This window comes from Chachezhania antarctica (assembly GCF_003646465.1).
Taxonomy (GTDB): domain Bacteria; phylum Pseudomonadota; class Alphaproteobacteria; order Rhodobacterales; family Rhodobacteraceae; genus Chachezhania; species Chachezhania antarctica.
Map to the genome: position 1 here is coordinate 68,946 of NZ_QZEX01000010.1, position 15,771 is coordinate 84,716.

At 60.8% G+C, this 15,771-nt stretch carries 15 protein-coding genes; 8 read left to right on the forward strand and 7 right to left on the reverse strand.

The window, feature by feature from the left end:
* Positions 1–18 precede the first annotated feature (18 nt).
* The gene (locus tag D4754_RS18085) at positions 19–1,203 is read right to left on the reverse strand and encodes a lipid-transfer protein (RefSeq protein ID WP_047998019.1); all 1,185 of its coding nucleotides are present in this window, start codon (positions 1,201–1,203) and stop codon (positions 19–21) included.
* A 278-nt stretch (positions 1,204–1,481) separates the two neighbouring features.
* Here D4754_RS18085 and D4754_RS18090 point away from each other — a divergent pair, with 278 nt between their 5' ends.
* The gene (locus D4754_RS18090; RefSeq protein ID WP_047998020.1) at positions 1,482–2,093 is read left to right on the forward strand and encodes an acyltransferase; all 612 of its coding nucleotides are present in this window, start codon (positions 1,482–1,484) and stop codon (positions 2,091–2,093) included.
* A gap of 118 nt (positions 2,094–2,211) precedes the next feature.
* Here D4754_RS18090 and D4754_RS18095 read toward each other — a convergent pair whose 3' ends face one another.
* The 5 genes from D4754_RS18095 to D4754_RS18115 are packed head-to-tail and all read right to left on the reverse strand — an operon-like array spanning position 2,212 to position 8,412.
* Positions 2,212–3,819: an acyl-CoA carboxylase subunit beta gene (locus D4754_RS18095; protein WP_047998021.1), complete on the reverse strand. Its 1,608-nt coding sequence runs from the start codon at positions 3,817–3,819 to the stop codon at positions 2,212–2,214.
* A gap of 2 nt (positions 3,820–3,821) precedes the next feature.
* Positions 3,822–4,337, reverse strand: coding sequence for an acyl-CoA carboxylase biotin carboxyl carrier protein subunit (locus D4754_RS18100; protein WP_047998022.1), 516 nt, complete (start codon positions 4,335–4,337; stop codon positions 3,822–3,824).
* Positions 4,325–5,794, reverse strand: coding sequence for an acetyl-CoA carboxylase biotin carboxylase subunit (locus D4754_RS18105; RefSeq protein ID WP_047998023.1), 1,470 nt, complete (start codon positions 5,792–5,794; stop codon positions 4,325–4,327). The genes D4754_RS18100 and D4754_RS18105 overlap by 13 nt, the downstream gene beginning before the upstream one ends.
* The gene (locus tag D4754_RS18110; RefSeq protein WP_047998024.1) at positions 5,791–7,605 is read right to left on the reverse strand and encodes an acyclic terpene utilization AtuA family protein; all 1,815 of its coding nucleotides are present in this window, start codon (positions 7,603–7,605) and stop codon (positions 5,791–5,793) included. The genes D4754_RS18105 and D4754_RS18110 overlap by 4 nt, the downstream gene beginning before the upstream one ends.
* A gap of 21 nt (positions 7,606–7,626) precedes the next feature.
* A complete protein-coding gene (locus tag D4754_RS18115; protein WP_047998025.1) occupies positions 7,627–8,412 on the reverse strand; it encodes an enoyl-CoA hydratase-related protein in 786 nt (261 codons plus the stop codon).
* 136 nt (positions 8,413–8,548) lie between these two features.
* Here D4754_RS18115 and D4754_RS18120 point away from each other — a divergent pair, with 136 nt between their 5' ends.
* Genes D4754_RS18120 through D4754_RS18145 form a run of 6 tightly spaced genes read left to right on the forward strand, consistent with a single transcriptional unit; the run spans position 8,549 to position 13,533 of the window.
* The gene (locus D4754_RS18120) at positions 8,549–9,763 is read left to right on the forward strand and encodes an acyl-CoA dehydrogenase family protein (RefSeq protein ID WP_047998026.1); all 1,215 of its coding nucleotides are present in this window, start codon (positions 8,549–8,551) and stop codon (positions 9,761–9,763) included.
* 13 nt (positions 9,764–9,776) lie between these two features.
* Complete coding sequence (locus D4754_RS18125) at positions 9,777–10,976, forward strand: acyl-CoA dehydrogenase family protein (RefSeq protein ID WP_047998027.1); 1,200 nt, start codon at positions 9,777–9,779, stop codon at positions 10,974–10,976.
* Between the two features lie 11 nt (positions 10,977–10,987).
* Positions 10,988–11,842, forward strand: a complete 855-nt coding sequence (locus D4754_RS18130) for an SDR family NAD(P)-dependent oxidoreductase (RefSeq protein ID WP_047998028.1) — start codon at positions 10,988–10,990, stop codon at positions 11,840–11,842.
* A complete protein-coding gene (locus tag D4754_RS18135) occupies positions 11,835–12,638 on the forward strand; it encodes an enoyl-CoA hydratase-related protein (protein ID WP_047998029.1) in 804 nt (267 codons plus the stop codon). The genes D4754_RS18130 and D4754_RS18135 overlap by 8 nt, the downstream gene beginning before the upstream one ends.
* An 11-nt stretch (positions 12,639–12,649) precedes the next feature.
* Entirely contained in the window at positions 12,650–13,132 is a 483-nt protein-coding gene (locus D4754_RS18140) for a PaaI family thioesterase (protein WP_047998030.1), read from the forward strand.
* A complete protein-coding gene (locus D4754_RS18145) occupies positions 13,129–13,533 on the forward strand; it encodes a PaaI family thioesterase (RefSeq protein WP_231582202.1) in 405 nt (134 codons plus the stop codon). Before D4754_RS18140 ends, D4754_RS18145 begins: the two co-directional genes overlap by 4 nt.
* Before the next feature lie 18 nt (positions 13,534–13,551).
* On the opposite strand, the gene D4754_RS18150 is transcribed toward D4754_RS18145, so the two are convergent.
* Positions 13,552–14,907, reverse strand: a complete 1,356-nt coding sequence (locus tag D4754_RS18150) for a TetR/AcrR family transcriptional regulator (protein WP_114294392.1) — start codon at positions 14,905–14,907, stop codon at positions 13,552–13,554.
* Between the two features lie 91 nt (positions 14,908–14,998).
* On the opposite strand from D4754_RS18150, the gene D4754_RS18155 reads away from it, so the two are divergent.
* The gene (locus D4754_RS18155; RefSeq protein WP_047998031.1) at positions 14,999–15,760 is read left to right on the forward strand and encodes a glucose 1-dehydrogenase; all 762 of its coding nucleotides are present in this window, start codon (positions 14,999–15,001) and stop codon (positions 15,758–15,760) included.
* Positions 15,761–15,771 lie beyond the last annotated feature (11 nt).

The window sequence follows — 15,771 nt, forward strand, 5'->3', positions numbered from 1 at the left end:
TCCTCCCGATTGGTGCTGTCACGCTTTTTCATAAAGCGTGGTCACACAAGCCCCGCCAAGACCCAGATTATGCTGGAGCGCCAGCCGCGCGCCTTCCACCTGCCTTGCATCTGCCTGCCCGCGCAACTGCTGAACCAGTTCGGTGCATTGCGCCAGGCCGGTCGCCCCCAGCGGATGCCCCTTGGACAACAGCCCGCCCGACGGATTGGTCACGAATTTGCCGCCATAGGTGTTGTCGCCGTCATCGACGAATTTTGCCGCATCACCGCGGCGGCAAAGCCCAAGCGCCTCGTAGGTGATCAGCTCGTTATGGGCGAAACAGTCATGCAGTTCGACCACGTCCACATCCTGAGGGCCGATGCCCGCCGCCTCATAGACCTGATCGGCGGCGCGTTTGGCCATCGAATAGCCGACGACCTCGCGCATGTCATGCGCGCCGAAGGTTTCCGGGCCGTCCGTCGTCATGGCCTGAGCGGCAATGCGCACCGAGCTGTCCAGACCGTGCTTGTCGGCGAAGGCCTTGGAGCACACGATTGCCGCAGCCGCGCCACAGGTCGGTGGGCAAGCCATCAGCTTTGTCATGACGCCGGGCCAGACGACCTGTGCCGCCATCACTTCTTCCGGCGTCACTTCCTGCCGGAACAGCGCCACCGGGTTCCTGGACGCATGCCGACTGGCTTTGGCGCGGATTTTCGCGAAGGTTTCCAGCGTAGTTCCGAACTCTTCCATATGCGCTTTGCCCGCGCCGCCGAAATAGCGCAGCGCCAGCGGAATCTCCGTGTTGCCCACCAGCACGTCGGTCTCGGCGTCGAAGGACGTGAAGGGGCTGACCCGATCGTGGAACATCGCGACGATTGCGCCAGGCTGCATCTGCTCGAAGCCAAGCGCCAGAGCACATTCCACCGCACCGCTTTCAACTGCCTGACGGGCCAGGAACAGGGCCGACGAACCGGTCGAGCAGTTGTTGTTCACATTCAGAACCGGTATCCCGGTCATGCCGACGTGATACAAAGCCCGCTGGCCGCTGGTGCTGTCACCATAGACATATCCCACATAGGCCTGCTGAACCTTGTCATAATCCAGCCCCGCATCGGCAAGCGCGGCACGGGTGGCCGCAGCAGCCATCACATCATAGCTTTCGGATTTTCCTGGCTTCTGAAATGGGACCATCCCGACGCCGACGACATAGGCTTTGTCTCTCATTTCTCTCTCTCCCATGCTTGGCCCGGCCATCGTGAACGGTAAGCCATGTCAATTTCTAACACATGTTTGATTTTAGCGCTCAACCTTGATAACTGTCAACATAGCTAAACCGTGATGTAGGGAGCCTGCGTCATTTGCCAACACATGACTGATTTTCCTGACCGCGCGTTCCGCAAGCCAGCACCATTCAGGCGTTCGGGTCCCGGCATGACTGTCGATAAACGTCTGACGTCTGGTTCCGGTAACCAGTGGTACCCAACCCACCAAAAGGAGAGATAATGGCGTATTGTTACGAATTCAAAGGGTTCGTGCCCGTTGTGCCCGAGGATACATATGTCCATCCTCAGGCGGTTCTGATCGGAAATGTCATCCTGGGTCATGGATGCTATATCGGACCCGGAGCAAGCCTGCGGGGCGACTTCGGCAGGATCGTGATTGGCGACGGGGCCAATGTGCAGGACAATTGTATCATCCATTCCTTTCCCGGTCGCGACGCGATCGTTGAATCCGACGGTCATATCGGCCACGGCGCGATCCTGCACGGTTGCACAGTGGGTCGGAACGCCCTGGTCGGGATGAATGCCGTCATCATGGATGGCGTAGAGCTTGGTGCGGAATCAATCGTCGGCGCGCAGGCGTTCGTGCGGGGCGAAACGATAGTTCCACCGCGCTCGATGGTGGTCGGATCGCCGGCAAGGGTAATCCGCGACGTCACCGAGAAGGAAGTCGCTTGGAAAACACGCGGAACTGCCGAGTATCAGCAACTCGCGCGCGACTGTCTGGCCGGATTGAAGCCCGTCGAGCCGCTGAAGGCGGTAGAGACCGACAGGCCGCATATGGCCGCCTCCGACGTCGTATCCATTCAGGAGGCGCGGCAGAAGCCATCCTGACCTGTCCGGCAAACCGGACAGGTCAGGGTTCCCGCGTGCCTCAAAAGCCCCCGTTGGCATCGCCTTGACGCGGGACGGCAACTCCGTAATCCAGTGTGCCGCCCTGCCCTTCAAGCCGTCACAGCCGGAATATCCCGTAATGCGGATCGTCGATCGGCGCGTTCAGCGCAGCCGAGATCGACATGCCGAGCGCGTTGCGCGTGTCCGCCGGGTCGAGAATGCCGTCATCCCACAATTCCGAGGTCGAGGTATAGGCCTCGACATCGCGCCGGAACTTCTCCAGCACCGGGTCACGGATCGCGGCGATTTCCACTTCGGTCAGTTGCTTGCCTTCGCGTTCAAGCTGCCGGATCTTGACGTCGGCCATGGTGTTGGCGGCCTGATCCGCCCCCATTACGCCGATTTCCGCCTGCGGCCACATGAACAGCGTGCGCGCATCCCAGGCCCGCCCGCACATGCCGTAATTGCCGGCCCCGTAGGACGCATTGGCAATCACGGTGAACTTGGGCACGACCGAGCCGCCCTGCGCCATCAGCATCTTGGCGCCGTCCTTGGCGATGCCGCGTTCCTCGTATTCGCGGCCGACCATGTAGCCGGTGATGTTCTGAAAAAAGACCAGTGGCGTACGGTTCTGGTTGCATAGCTGCATGAAATGCGCCGCTTTAAGCGAGCTGTCGTTGAACAGCACCCCGTTGTTGGCGAGGATGCCCACTTTGTAGCCCCAGATGTGGGCAAAACCGCAAATCATCGTGGTTCCGTAATCCGGCTGGTATTCGTGAAACCGCGAACCGTCCACGATTCGGGCAAGAACCTCGCGCATGTCGAACTGGGTCTTCCGGTCCTTGGGGATGATCCCGTAAAGTTCCTTGGGATCGTAATAGGGCTCCTCATGCGCCGCCGTTTCGATGATGGTTTTTGGCATACGCTTCCACTGACTGACAATCTCGCGCGCCAGTGCAAAGGCGTGCTGTTCTGTGGCGGCGCGATAATCTCCCGTCCCCGAGACAGAGGTGTGCATCACCGCGCCGCCAAGTTCCTGCACGCCGACCTCTTCGCCGGTGGCCGCCTTGACCAGTGGCGGACCGCCCAGAAAGATCGCCCCGGTGCCCTCGATGATGATGTTGTAATCGCTCAGCGTCGGCACATAGGCGCCGCCCGCGGTGCAATGCCCGCCAACGATGGCAATCTGCGGGATATTGGCCTGGCTCAGCTTGACCTGGTTGCGAAACACCCGCCCGCCCAGATAGCGGTCGGGAAACACGCCGTGTTGCAGCGGCAGGAAGCCCCCGGCGCTATCGCAGATATGGACGACCGGCAAATGGTTCTCAAGCGCGACATCCAGAAGCCGCACGATCTTTTTGACGGTATGCGGATACCAGGCACCACCCTTGACGCTCGCATCGTTGGCGTGGATGGCCACCTCGCGGCCCTGCACGATGCCGATGCCCGTCACCACGGCGGCACCGGGCACGGCGCCATCATATTCGCGGCAGGCGGCCAGCGTCGAGAATTCAAGAAACGGCGTGCCCGGATCGAGCAGCAGCTTCAACCGCTCGCGCACGCCCAGTTTGTTCTGGCGTGCCAAGCGGTCGATGTCCCGTTGGGGCCGCTCGAAACGCGCCGCGTGCTGGCGAGCGTGAAACTCCTTCAGCCGTTCGGACATGGCGGCAAAATTGGCCTTGTAGTCGGCGGCATTGGTGTCGATGTGGCTTTCGATCCGGCGCATTGTCACTCCTCCTGCGGGGTCAGCTGGGCAAGGACGGCCTTTAGGCCGAAACTGTCACCCGCGGTAAAAGGCATTTCGGCAACCACACCGTCGCGCGGCGCGGTCAGGGTGGTTTCAAGCTTCATGCTTTCGATGACCAGAAGCGGCTGGCCTTCTGTAACGGTGTCTCCGGGCTTAACCGCCACCGAAACGACGACCCCCGGCATCGGCGCCAACAGTCGATCACCCCCTGCAGCGCCCTGCCTGCCGGCAAGCCGGTCGTCGGGATCGACCCTCCCAACCTCGAAGGTGCGCCCGTTCAAATGTATGAAGGTAGATTCCGACCCGACCGCCAGCCGCAACTCATGCGCCCGCCCCCCGGTCCGCAGCACATGTGCGCCCGGCGCCCCGGTCGGGTCCAGTTGGCAGGGAACTGCGCCATCTGGCATGTTCAGGACAAAGCGGCTGCCATCATGGGTTAGCCAGCATTCGGCCTCATGGCTGGCGATCATGAATATTCTGCGCATCAGTTTCTCCACCCGCCCATCTTGCGGTGCATTTCGGGTATCTGCATCACATCGGTCACCAGACGTTGATCAGACAGGGCCGCCGCCGCCATAAGCAGGGTGGATACATCCTCGCCCGGCGCGGTCAGCACATCCGCCTGTTCGGCTAGAAACCCGGTTGAAACATCGCCCGACGCAAAATCGGGATGTGCAAGGATCGCGTCCAGATAGCCGGTGTTGGTCGTCACCCCGAGGATGACGTAATTCTGCACGGCGTTCCGCGCACGGGCGATGGCCTGTGCGCGATCTGCCCCATGCACGATCAGTTTGGACAGCATCGGGTCGAAATCGGTCGTGACCTTGCCGCCGTCCCGAATGCCACTGTCCACACGGATACCCTCACCGTGGGGTTCGTCCAGCAGCAGGATATCCCCGATCGCGGGGCGGAAATCGGCCGTCGCGTCCTCGGCACAGATGCGCAGCTCAATCGAATGGCCGGTCTGCGGAATATCGGCCTGCGCCGCGCTCAGCCCCTCGCCCGCCGCGATACGCAACTGCTCGGCGACCAGATCGAAGCCCGTGACCATCTCGGTCACCGGATGTTCGACCTGAAGGCGGGTGTTCATTTCGAGAAAGTAGAAGGCCCCGTCCTGCGCATAGATGAACTCGACGGTTCCGGCACCCCGATAGTTGACGGCGCGCGCAATTCTGGCGGCGGTTTCGCAGATCTCGTCCCGTTGTTCGGGCGAAAGCGCGGGCGAGGGCGTTTCCTCGATGATCTTCTGGAACCGGCGCTGGATCGAGCATTCGCGCTCCCAGAAATGGACCACGTTGCCCTGCCCGTCGCCCATCACCTGCACCTCGATATGGCGCGGACGTTCGATATAGCGTTCGACGAAGAGACGACCGTCGCCGAAATACCGCTCGCCCTCGCGGCGCGCGGTGGCGATCTCGGTCTCCAACGTGCTGTCCTCGCGCACGATGCGCATGCCCTTGCCGCCGCCCCCCGCCGAAGGCTTGATCAGCAGCGGATAGCCCAGGGTGCGGGCGCGTTCGACAAAACTCGCCGGATCGTCATCCTCGATCGCCGAGGGGGCAACCGGAAAGCCGCGCGCCTCGACAAAGGCGCGCGCGCGGACCTTGTCGCCCATCAGGTCGATGGTCTCGGAGGTCGGGCCGACAAATGTCACACCGGCCTCTTCCAGCGCCGCGACGAAACCGGCATTCTCCGACAGAAAGCCGTAGCCGGGATGCACCGCATCCGCGCCGATCTTTCTTGCGGCCGCAACGATCTGCGGAATATCGAGATAGGCCGCTACAGGCGTCGGGCCGTCGATCATCACAACCTCATCCGCGATCAGATGGGCCGGCCCATCTTGTTCGGCGACGTGGCGCAACACAGCCGTCGCAAGGCCGCGGGCCTTGGCGGTGCGCAACACGCGCGCCGCGATTTCACCCCGATTGGCGACCAGGAGTTTTGAAATAGTCATGGTATTACCCTCTTGTTCGGGTCCGGGGTGTTCAGCCCGTCGCGCGCGGCCAGGTCGGCCGGCACGGGAATTTCGATATCCAGCAGCATCTGGGCAAACCCCTTGCCTTGCGGATCGATGCGGACCGAGGCGATGCCGCCCCCGCCCAGCGATTCGTGCAGCAGGAAATTCAGCGAATGGCTTCCCGGCAGGTCGAACCGCTCGACCTTGCCTTCGCAGACATGGGAGAAATAGTCTTTTACCACCTCTTCGCTGAGAGCCGACCGGATAAAAGGCAGGTAGTCTGGCTTGCGCGCCAGGATACCGATATTGGCGATATCCCCCTTGTCGCCCGACCGTCCCCAGGCCAGATCGACGAGGCGCACCTTGACCGCGTCCGGACCGGGCTCGCGGCTCTCTGCGGGCGGTGCGGCAGGCGGATCGAGGTGGACTGGCCTGGTGGCCACGGTGACGGGAACATCCTGGCCGTCGACCTCGACTGCGACGGGGGTGTCGGCCTTGTCCTGCAGGAACGAGAACAGGCGTACCACCGGCTGCACCTTGGGCCGCCCGGCAAAGAACCCGGTCAGCCCCTGCGCAGTCGAGATGGCCATCGGTGCGATCTCGCCGGCGAAGATGTTGAGCGCGGCGCGGTCGTCGTGCGTCACGCCGATCTTGATCACCACCTCGCGGGTCTGCGCCCGCGCGTTGGCGCCGTAAGCCGCCTCTGCCCCCAGCACTTCGACGCTGACCTGCCGGAAATCGGACAGGTTTCTTTCACGGAAGATCCGGCGGCAACGGGTAACGATGGCCTCGGCCACGCGCTTGCCCTTGGCCGGCGCGTTGATGGCCGCCAGGGTCAGGGAGGAAACCGCGCGCCAGCCATCGGCATGGGTCGCCGACACCTTGTAGCTGCCGGTACGCCCGAGACCCTTGCCGCCTTTGACCAACACCCGATCCGGCCCGACCTGGTCCAGCGTGACCTGCGACCAGTCGCAGATCACGTCGGGCAGCAGGTAGGCGCGCGGATCGCCGATTTCATAGAGCATCTGTTCACCGACCGAACCCGGCACAACCAGCCCGCCCGTCTCTGGTGTTTTGGTCATGACAAAACTGCCGTCTTCCGACACTTCGACGATGGGCATCCCCATGTCGTCCCAGCCCGGTACGTCCTGCCAGTCGGTGAAGTTGCCACCGGTCCCCTGGGGGCCGCACTCGATCAAATGGCCCGCCAACGATCCCTGGCTGAGCTTGTCCCAATCATCGTCGCCCCAGCCAAATTCATGCATCAGCGGGCCGAGCGCCACTGCGCTGTCTGCACAGCGCCCTGTGATCACGATGTCGGCTCCGGCATCCAGCGCCGCCGCGATGGGGCGGGCGCCCAGATAGGCGTTCATGCTCCAGATATCGTCTGGAAACGCGACGCCCGAGAACATCTCCGTCTGACCACCGGCGCGGATATCGTCGGCCCGCGCCGACAAATCATCGCCCAGCACAACACCGATGGACACATCTATCCCGGCCTCGGCGGCGACTTTAGCCAGCGCATCGCGGCAGCCACGCGGGTTCACACCCCCGGCATTGGCAACGACCTTCATCCCCTTGGCCTTGATTTCCGACAACCAGGGTGCCAGCGCCTTGACGAAATCCGGCGCATAACCCGCATCGGGCGACTTGGCGCGGGCTCGCGCCATCAGCGACATCGTCACCTCGGCCAGATAGTCGAACACCAGATAGTCGATCTCGCCTTTGGAGACCAGCTGACCGATCGCTTCAGGCGTATCGCCCCAGAATCCCGATGCGCATCCGATACGCAGTTTTCGATCCGACATGTGCTTCTCCTCTCCGCTTGATCAGCGGCCTGTCCATTCAGGTTTGCGTTTCGCAATGAAGGCGGCAAAGCCCTCGCGCGCATCTTCTGTCTGCGCAACTCGTGGCAACAGGGTTTCGGCAAAGCGCATCTGCTGCGCATAGGTCATGTCTTCCATCGCGTGGCAGGCGTATTTTCCCAGCCGGATCGCGGTAGGCGACTGCGCGGCAATCTGCGCGACCAACTCCGCAACCTTGTCATCCAGCCCGGCAGTATCTGTCACATGGTTGACCAGATCATAGCGCAAGGACTCCTCGGCGGTCAGAGGAACGCCGGTGATGAACATCTCCATCAATCTGCGCCGGGGCAACATGCGGATCATTGGCGGAACGATAGTCATCGGAAACAGACCCACCTTCACTTCAGGCGTTCCGATTCGGGCATGATCGACCATCACGGCCAGATCGCAGGCACAGATGATGCCCGCGCCCGCGCCCATGGCCACACCGTTGATGCGCGCGATGGTTGGCTTTCGGCAGGCTTGTATGGTTTCGAACAATTGCCCGGCGAAATGGTCCGGATAGGCCGGGTCCTGAACAAATGGGCCACCTTCGGCACCCGCCTTGATGTCGCCGCCAGCGCAGAAGGCACGCTCGCCCTCGCCGGTCAGGACGATCACCCGGCATTCCGCGTCGGCCTCGGCCGCCAGAATTGCGGCAATCAGACCCTCTGCCACTTCGCGGTTCAGGGCATTTCGACTGTCAGGGCGGCAGATCGTGATGCGCACCTCATACCCCCGCGACTGCGAACGAACGACATTCTCCACCATTTCCAAGATATCCCCCGTTTTCTGGCCGAACTTGCCTGCAACGTCAGGTCGCGAAAAGCTTGCCTTGAACTATTTTCTAACATGTGTTTGATTTTGGTCAACGCTGTAGATGACATTTTGTTCGGGAGGAAAAAGTATGACCAGTCAGAATGAACTTGCCATGGCTGATCTGGCGGCCATCAGGGCGAATTATTCGCTGACCGATGAGCAGCGCCAGATCGTTGATCATGTTGATCGGGTGTCGCGCGAGGTGCTTCACCCGCTACAGGCACGCATGGACCAAGAGGATTGGTGGCCTGACGATCTTTTCAAGCAGATGGGCGAACTTGGTCTTCTGGGGATCACGGCCCCGGAGGCTTTGGGCGGATCGGGCCAGAACGAGTTTACCCAGGCGTTGGTGTCTGAGGTGATTTCGAAGTGGAACCCCGCCGTCGGCCTGTCGCATGGTGCACATGACAACCTGTGCCTGAACAACCTGCTGCGCAACGGCTCCGAAGCGCAGGTGAAAAAATATGTGCCGGGGTTGTGTTCGGGCGATCTGGTCGGCGGGCTCGGGCTGACCGAGCCCGGCGCGGGATCCGATGCGCTTGGCTCCATGGCCACCACCGCCCGGCGCGACGGCGACGACTATGTCATCAACGGCTCGAAGATCTACATCACCAACGGTCCCATTGCCGATGTGATCCTGCTCTATGCCAAGACCGACAAATCCAAAGGCGCCAAGGGCATTTCGGCCTTCATCATCGAAACCGACAATCCCGGGTTCAAGGTGGCGCAGAAACTAGACAAGATGGGTTTTCGCGGCTCACCTACGGGCGAGCTGGTGTTCGAGGATTGCCGCGTTCCGGCATCAGCCATGTTGGGGGTCGAAAACTCTGGCGTTGCAGTGGTGATGAGCGGGCTTGATCTGGAACGCGCGATGGTCGCTTCGGTCTGCGTCGGCATGGCCGAACGTGCGCTTGAACTGGGTCTGGAATACGCGAAGATGCGCGAACAATTCGGCAAGCCGATCGCCAGCTTCCAGATGATGCAGTCGAAACTGGCCGAGATCTACACCGAGGTCGAAACCGCTCGCGCCTTCAGTTATCGTGCCCTGGCGGCCTGTGTCGGCTTGCCGAAGGGTGCTGGGGGTCGCGGCGAGATCCACAAGCTGACCGCGGCCGCCTGCCTTTACGCAGGCGAGGCCTTTAACAAGGCCGTCACCGAAGCCTGCCACATCCACGGCGGCTCGGGCTACATGCAGGACACCGAGATTAACCGGCTGTTCCGCGCCAACAAGTTGCTGGAGATCGGCGCGGGCACCAGCGAAGTGCGCAAGATCATCATCGCCGAAGAACTTTTGCGCGCCTGAGGGGGACGAGACCATGAACAAGCAACTGCGCAACGACATCAATCTGCCAACACATTTCATGACGGACGAACAGCAGGCATTGGCCGATCAGGCCGGAAAGTTCTTCTTTTCCGAGTTCCACCACCTGAACGCGGAAATGGACGACACCGACGACCTGCCGCCTTCGGTCTTTCCCAAGCTGGGAGAGATGGGCTATCTCGGCCTCAACGTACCGCCGGAATTCGGCGGCGCGGGGCTCGACTTCACCTCGGCCTGCATCATCACCGAACAGCTGTCGCGCGCCTCGGCGGCCATCGGGTTGACCCATGTCGCGCATGACAACCTGTGCGTCAACAACATCTACCGAAACGCCAATGACGATCTGCGCCGCAAGTATCTGCCCGGCCTGTGCAACGGCACGCTGGTGGGCGCGCTTGGCCTGACCGAACCGGGCGCCGGGTCGGATGCGCTCGGCTCGATGCGGACCACGGCGAAGAAGGATGGCGATGACTATATCCTGAATGGCACCAAGATATATATCACCAACGGGCCGATTGCCGACTTGGTGCTGGTCTATGCCAAGACCTCGCCCGAAAAGGGCGCCAAGGGCATTTCCGCCTTCATCGTCGAAACTGACACGCCCGGCTTCAAGGTGGCGCAGAAGCTCAACAAGATGGGTTTTCGCGGCTCGCCCACGGGTGAGCTGGTGTTCGAGGATTGCCGGGTGCCCGCGAAGAACATGGTCGGCAAGCTGGACGGCGGCGTTGCGGTGACAATGTCGGGGCTGGATCTGGAGCGCGCCATCGTCTGCTTCAATGCCCTGGGGATTGCGCAGCGGGCGCTGGATATTTCCATCGATTACGCCAAGACGCGCCAGCAGTTCGGCAAACCGATCGCCAGTTTCCAGATGGTGCAGGCGATGCTGGCCGACATGTATACCCAGATCGAGGCGGCGCGCAGCCTGTCGCTGAAGACGGCCGCCATGTGTGAGGGGCTGGAAGAGGGCGAAGGCGGGCGCGGCGAAATTCACAAGCTGACCGCTGCGGCGATCTTCAAGACCGCCGCGGCGACGTCCTTCGTGCTGGACAAGGCGGTGCAGATCCACGGGGGGTCGGGCTACATGCGTGATACCGAAGTGAACCGCCTCTACCGCACCGGACGTGTGCTGGAGGTCGGCGCGGGCACCCAGGAGGTGCGCAAGCTGATCATCGCCGGCGAACTGCTTAAAAACTGAGGGGGCAGAACATGAGCGAAGAAAAAGCACGGCGTTACGCGCCGGATCTCATGGCGGGCCAGGTGGCTCTGGTCACCGGATCCGGCTCGGGGATGGGCCGGGCAACGGCGCTGGAAATGGCCTCCTGCGGGGCCAGGCTGGCCCTATTCGCGCGCCGCGAAGGGCCGCTGGAGGAGACCGCCGAGATGATCCGCGCGGCGGGTGGCGAGGCCTTTGTCGTGCCAGGCGACACCCGTGACGCGGACAGTATCGAAATAGCGATGGGGCGCATCAAGGACCATTACGGGCGGCTTGATGTTCTGGTGAACAACGCGGGCGGCCAGTATATCGCAGCCGCGCGCGACATCACCAACAAGGGCTTCGAGGCTGTGATCCGCAACAACCTGATAGGATCGTGGCAGATGACACGCGCCGTGGCCGATCATTTCATGTATGAAAACGGCGGCTCCATCGTCTTCGTGACTGCGATTTCAGCGCGCACCGCGCTCACCGGGTTCACCCATACCGTCGCCGCGCGCGCCGGCGTGACGGGCATGATGAAGACCTTGGCCGCCGAATGGGGCGAATACGGGATCCGTCTGAACTGCGTTGCGCCGGGAACGATCAAGACAGAGGCGCTTGGCCGCTATCCCATTCCGACGGAGCGCTGGAAACAGCTCAACCGCTCGGTCCTGAACCGGATGGGCGCGGCGGAGGACATCGCCGGGACGATCATTTTCCTCGCATCCAAATTGGGGAATTTCATGACCGGCGAAGACATCTATGTAGACGGCGGGGAAACCCTGCACATGGGTCACGATGCCCGTGACATGATAAACCCTGACATGTTCGAGAAACGCGAACGAGGAGATGGAAAAAATGAGTAACCCCCCCGTCGTTCTGGAAATTTCCGACAGGATAGCCACGGTCACGCTGAACGATCCGGAACGTCGCAACCCGATCACCGGAAACGACATGATCGCCGCGCTTCTGGACGCGTTTGCAAAAGTGCAGGCCGACCCGCAGGTCAGCGTCATGATCCTGACCGGTGCCGATCCGGCCTTCTGCGCCGGCGGCGACATCAAGGAGATGAACGATCCCGACAGCATCTTTCGCAAGGAACCGCTTGCGGCGGCGCAGAGCTATGTCGATGGGGTGCAGCGGCTGCCTCTGGCGCTCTACAATCTCGACGTTCCTACCATCGCCGCGGTCAACGGCGCGGCGGTCGGCGCGGGATGCGACCTGACGATGATGTGCGACATGCGCGTCGCCTCGGACAAGGCGCGGTTCGGCGAAGTCTTTTTGAACCTCGGAATCATTCCGGGCGATGCGGGCAGCTGGTTCATGCTGCGCCGTCTGGGCCATCAGAAAGCTGCCGATCTGACCTTCTCGGGCCGCATGATCGATGCCGCCGAGGCCCTGGAAATGGGAATGGTGCTGGAGGTCGTGCCGCATGAGAAATTGATGGACCGCACCCGCGAACGCGCCGCCGTCATCGCATCGAAGCCGCCGCGCGCGGTGCGGATCGCAAAGCGTCTGATGCGCAATGCCGAACGGATGGATCTACCAGATTTCCTGAATTCCGCGGCGGCCTATCAAGCGCTCATGCATCAGACTGAAGACCACCACGAGGCGGTCGCTGCCTTTATCGAAAAACGAAAACCGAATTTCACGGGTCGCTAAAGGAAGATCACATGTCCGATATCACCAAGAGGAAGATGGAGCAGATCGCGCAGATGTGGAATGCGCGCGGCAAGGGTCTGATAAAGCATATGGCACTCCAGATCGAAGAGGTCTCGACCGAAGGCGTTCGAGTTCGGATGCCGTTCAATCCGGAGTTTTGCGTCGACGCGGATCAAACGCGGCTTCATGGTGGCATCCTGACGGCTCTGCTGGACAGTGTGTTCGGTCTTGCAAACTTTGTGGCAATCGAGGGCGTCAGCACCATGGCCACTCTTGACCTTAGGGTTGATTACCTGCGGCCCGCTCGATCGCGCGCGGACGTCATCGTTCGCGCGCATTGTTTTCGGGAAACCCGCCATATCGCCTTCAATTCGGGCAGTATCTGGTTTGATGGCCATGAGAATGCGGAAATTGCACGTGGAGTCGCATCATTCGCATTGACCCGTGGAGACTCCAGCCTGTTTGACGCGTTGGAAAAAGGAGAGCCATCGTGATCAACTTGCAAGCCGTCAATGCAAATGTATCCCGCGTGCCGTTCTTCCGTTTTCTCAACTTCGAGGTTCAGAGCGTGGACAGCTGCCACGCCGAAACCGAGATGACCTTTGTAGAACGCCACATCGGAAACCCAGTCATGGACTACTACCATGGCGGGATCATCGCGAGCTTCATGGAAGCGACCGCCGCTATCGCAGTTCATCCCGATTTCGCGGACGTTCCGGCAAAGCCGATCAATCTGACCGTCGATTACCTCCGACCTGGCGTGAAGGGATCGCTTTATGCCCGTGCTAATGTTACCCGCAAGGGCAAGCGGATGGCGAGCGTCAGCGTGATCACGTGGCAGACGGACCGGGAAAAGGCGGTTGCGGAAGGGCTGTACCACTTCCTTCTGGTTTGATCGCAATGGCTGCGCTCATCAGGCTCGCGCGACGTTCTCCCTGTCGCAGATCCCTTCAAGAAGCAGCTTGATGAGCATGCCAGAGAACTCAGACAATGAAAGATACCCCGAGCTTCCCTCCTTGTTGGGATCAAACCATTCCACCGTCCAGTTCAAGGCGCCCAACATCACCTGGCGCAGAGGGACAATCTTGATGTCAGATCTTATGGCATCGGCCTCTTGCGCTTCGCGAAGAACCCTGTCCCAGAGATGCCCATACTCATGACGAATATCCCTGTGTCTCTTCCTTAAATGATTGGGCAGCATCCCATAGCTTCTGATGTTCGCAGACGTGAATTCGCTTGCCTTGAAGAGAAAATGTAAATGCGTCCAAATCGCAGTTGCGATCCTAGCATGATGGTCGATTGGCGCATGAAATTCTTGGACTGCTGCGGTGACCCCAGATAGCAAATCGCTCAAGCCGGCGTTCAGAACCTCGTCCACTATCGCGTCTTTGGATTTGAAATGGTAATAGACGCTGCCCGCCTTCATATCCGCTTCATCCGCGATCTGTCTTAGCGTGGTCGCCTTGTACCCTTTGTCTCTAAGAACGCGCGCCGCGGCCCTCAGGATTTCGGCGCGGGTTTTTGCGGCCTTGCCGATGGTGTCTTGCTCTTCAACAGAAGCGGCTACGTCGCCCGCCTTCTGGCCGTCTACGTCAGCCCGGTGACTGGGACACATACCGTCAAGTATCAGTTTGCTCATACGTTCTGCGAGGATATGAACCGGATACTGGTCCATTTTATACCATTCGACGGTCCAGTTCATGGCGCTCAATATGAACTGCCGGATCGCCGTAACGGAAATGTCGTTTCTCAGGGTGCCATAGTCTTTGGCATCCTGCAGAAAGCTGCTCCATACCCCGGCATAGGAGGCACGCAACTCACGGTGTGGGGCGCGCGCTTCATCCGACAGCATCGGATAGTTCCGGATATTGGCGGAAGTGAAGTCGCTGTCGGTCAGAAGATAGGTCAGGTGGGTTTCGATAAGCAAAGCGAAGGTCTTGCGAAATTCTTCGGGGCGCTGCTTTGTCGCGCGGACGATTTCGCAGACCTTCTCGTAAAGCTGCCGCACACCAAGTTCGAGAACCTCGCTCAAAATCTGGTCCTTGGATTGGAAATGATAGTAGATGCTTCCGGCTTCTATCCCTGATCCATGGGCAATGTCGCGCATCGTCGTCGCGTAAAAGCCATCGTGCCGAAAAAGTCGGGCAGCCGTAGCGAGGACGTCCCCCCGCGTCCTTTCGGACTTGCTCAGGTCATCTTCGATTTTATCGACCACATCGAGTCCTCGCATCATCCGCGACCGATACTTGTCGCCCATAAGGATGTCCATTGCAATAAATCTAACAAGCGTTAGAATGTACGAAAGGACGCCTCGAATCAAGTTCTTTGCGAAGGTGTTAGCGGAAGAGGAGGACATCCATATGCGAGGATTAAATGGAAAACGTGTCATCGTGACGGGTGGCGGCAGCGGAATCGGGCGCGCGGTGTGCGAACGTTTCGGCGAAGAAGGTGCCGAGGTTGCGATCTTCGACATGAATGAAGGCGGCGCGCAGGAAACGGCCCGTCTGATCCAGAGCGGCGGAGGAAAAGCCCAAGCTTACAGGGTGGACATCACCGACCGGGCTGAGGTGGACAAGGCTGTGGCCGCGTTCGAGGCTGGTGGCCCGATCGACGTGCTGGTGAACAACGCCGGCTGGGATGTGATAAAACCGTTCCTCGACAGCGATGCGGATCTGTGGAAAAAGGTCATCGACATCAACCTTTATGGTCCGCTGAACATGCACCACGCGGTGTTGCCCGGCATGGTCAATAACGGCGGGGGCCGCGTGGTCAACATCGCCTCCGACGCCGGTCGTGTCGGGTCTTCGGGCGAAGCCGTTTATTCGGCTTGCAAGGGCGGCATCATCTCGTTCACCAAAACCGTGGCGCGGGAACTGGCGCGCAAGGGCATTCAGTTGAACGCTGTCGCCCCCGGCCCGACCGATACGCCGCTGTTTGCTCAGGTTGCCGAGGGCGAGGCCGGTCAAAAGATCGCCGAGGGTCTCAAGCGGGCGATTCCGATGAAGCGTCTGGCGCAGCCGACGGATTATCCTGGCATCATCTGCTTCCTGTCGTCCGACGACGCCGGTTTCATCACCGGCCAGGTGATCTCGGTTTCCGGCGGCTTGTCGATGCACGGTTGACCGTGGGCGGG

Coding starts and splice junctions, on each gene's coding strand:
- D4754_RS18085 (WP_047998019.1), bottom strand. CDS start 1,203: ATGAGAGACAAAGCCTATGTCGTCGGCGTCGGGATGGTCCCATTTCAG.
- D4754_RS18090 (WP_047998020.1), top strand. CDS start 1,482: ATGGCGTATTGTTACGAATTCAAAGGGTTCGTGCCCGTTGTGCCCGAG.
- D4754_RS18095 (WP_047998021.1), bottom strand. CDS start 3,819: ATGCGCCGGATCGAAAGCCACATCGACACCAATGCCGCCGACTACAAG.
- D4754_RS18105 (WP_047998023.1), bottom strand. CDS start 5,794: ATGACTATTTCAAAACTCCTGGTCGCCAATCGGGGTGAAATCGCGGCG.
- D4754_RS18110 (WP_047998024.1), bottom strand. CDS start 7,605: ATGTCGGATCGAAAACTGCGTATCGGATGCGCATCGGGATTCTGGGGC.
- D4754_RS18115 (WP_047998025.1), bottom strand. CDS start 8,412: ATGGTGGAGAATGTCGTTCGTTCGCAGTCGCGGGGGTATGAGGTGCGC.
- D4754_RS18120 (WP_047998026.1), top strand. CDS start 8,549: ATGACCAGTCAGAATGAACTTGCCATGGCTGATCTGGCGGCCATCAGG.
- D4754_RS18125 (WP_047998027.1), top strand. CDS start 9,777: ATGAACAAGCAACTGCGCAACGACATCAATCTGCCAACACATTTCATG.
- D4754_RS18130 (WP_047998028.1), top strand. CDS start 10,988: ATGAGCGAAGAAAAAGCACGGCGTTACGCGCCGGATCTCATGGCGGGC.
- D4754_RS18135 (WP_047998029.1), top strand. CDS start 11,835: ATGAGTAACCCCCCCGTCGTTCTGGAAATTTCCGACAGGATAGCCACG.
- D4754_RS18140 (WP_047998030.1), top strand. CDS start 12,650: ATGTCCGATATCACCAAGAGGAAGATGGAGCAGATCGCGCAGATGTGG.
- D4754_RS18150 (WP_114294392.1), bottom strand. CDS start 14,907: ATGGACATCCTTATGGGCGACAAGTATCGGTCGCGGATGATGCGAGGA.
- D4754_RS18155 (WP_047998031.1), top strand. CDS start 14,999: ATGCGAGGATTAAATGGAAAACGTGTCATCGTGACGGGTGGCGGCAGC.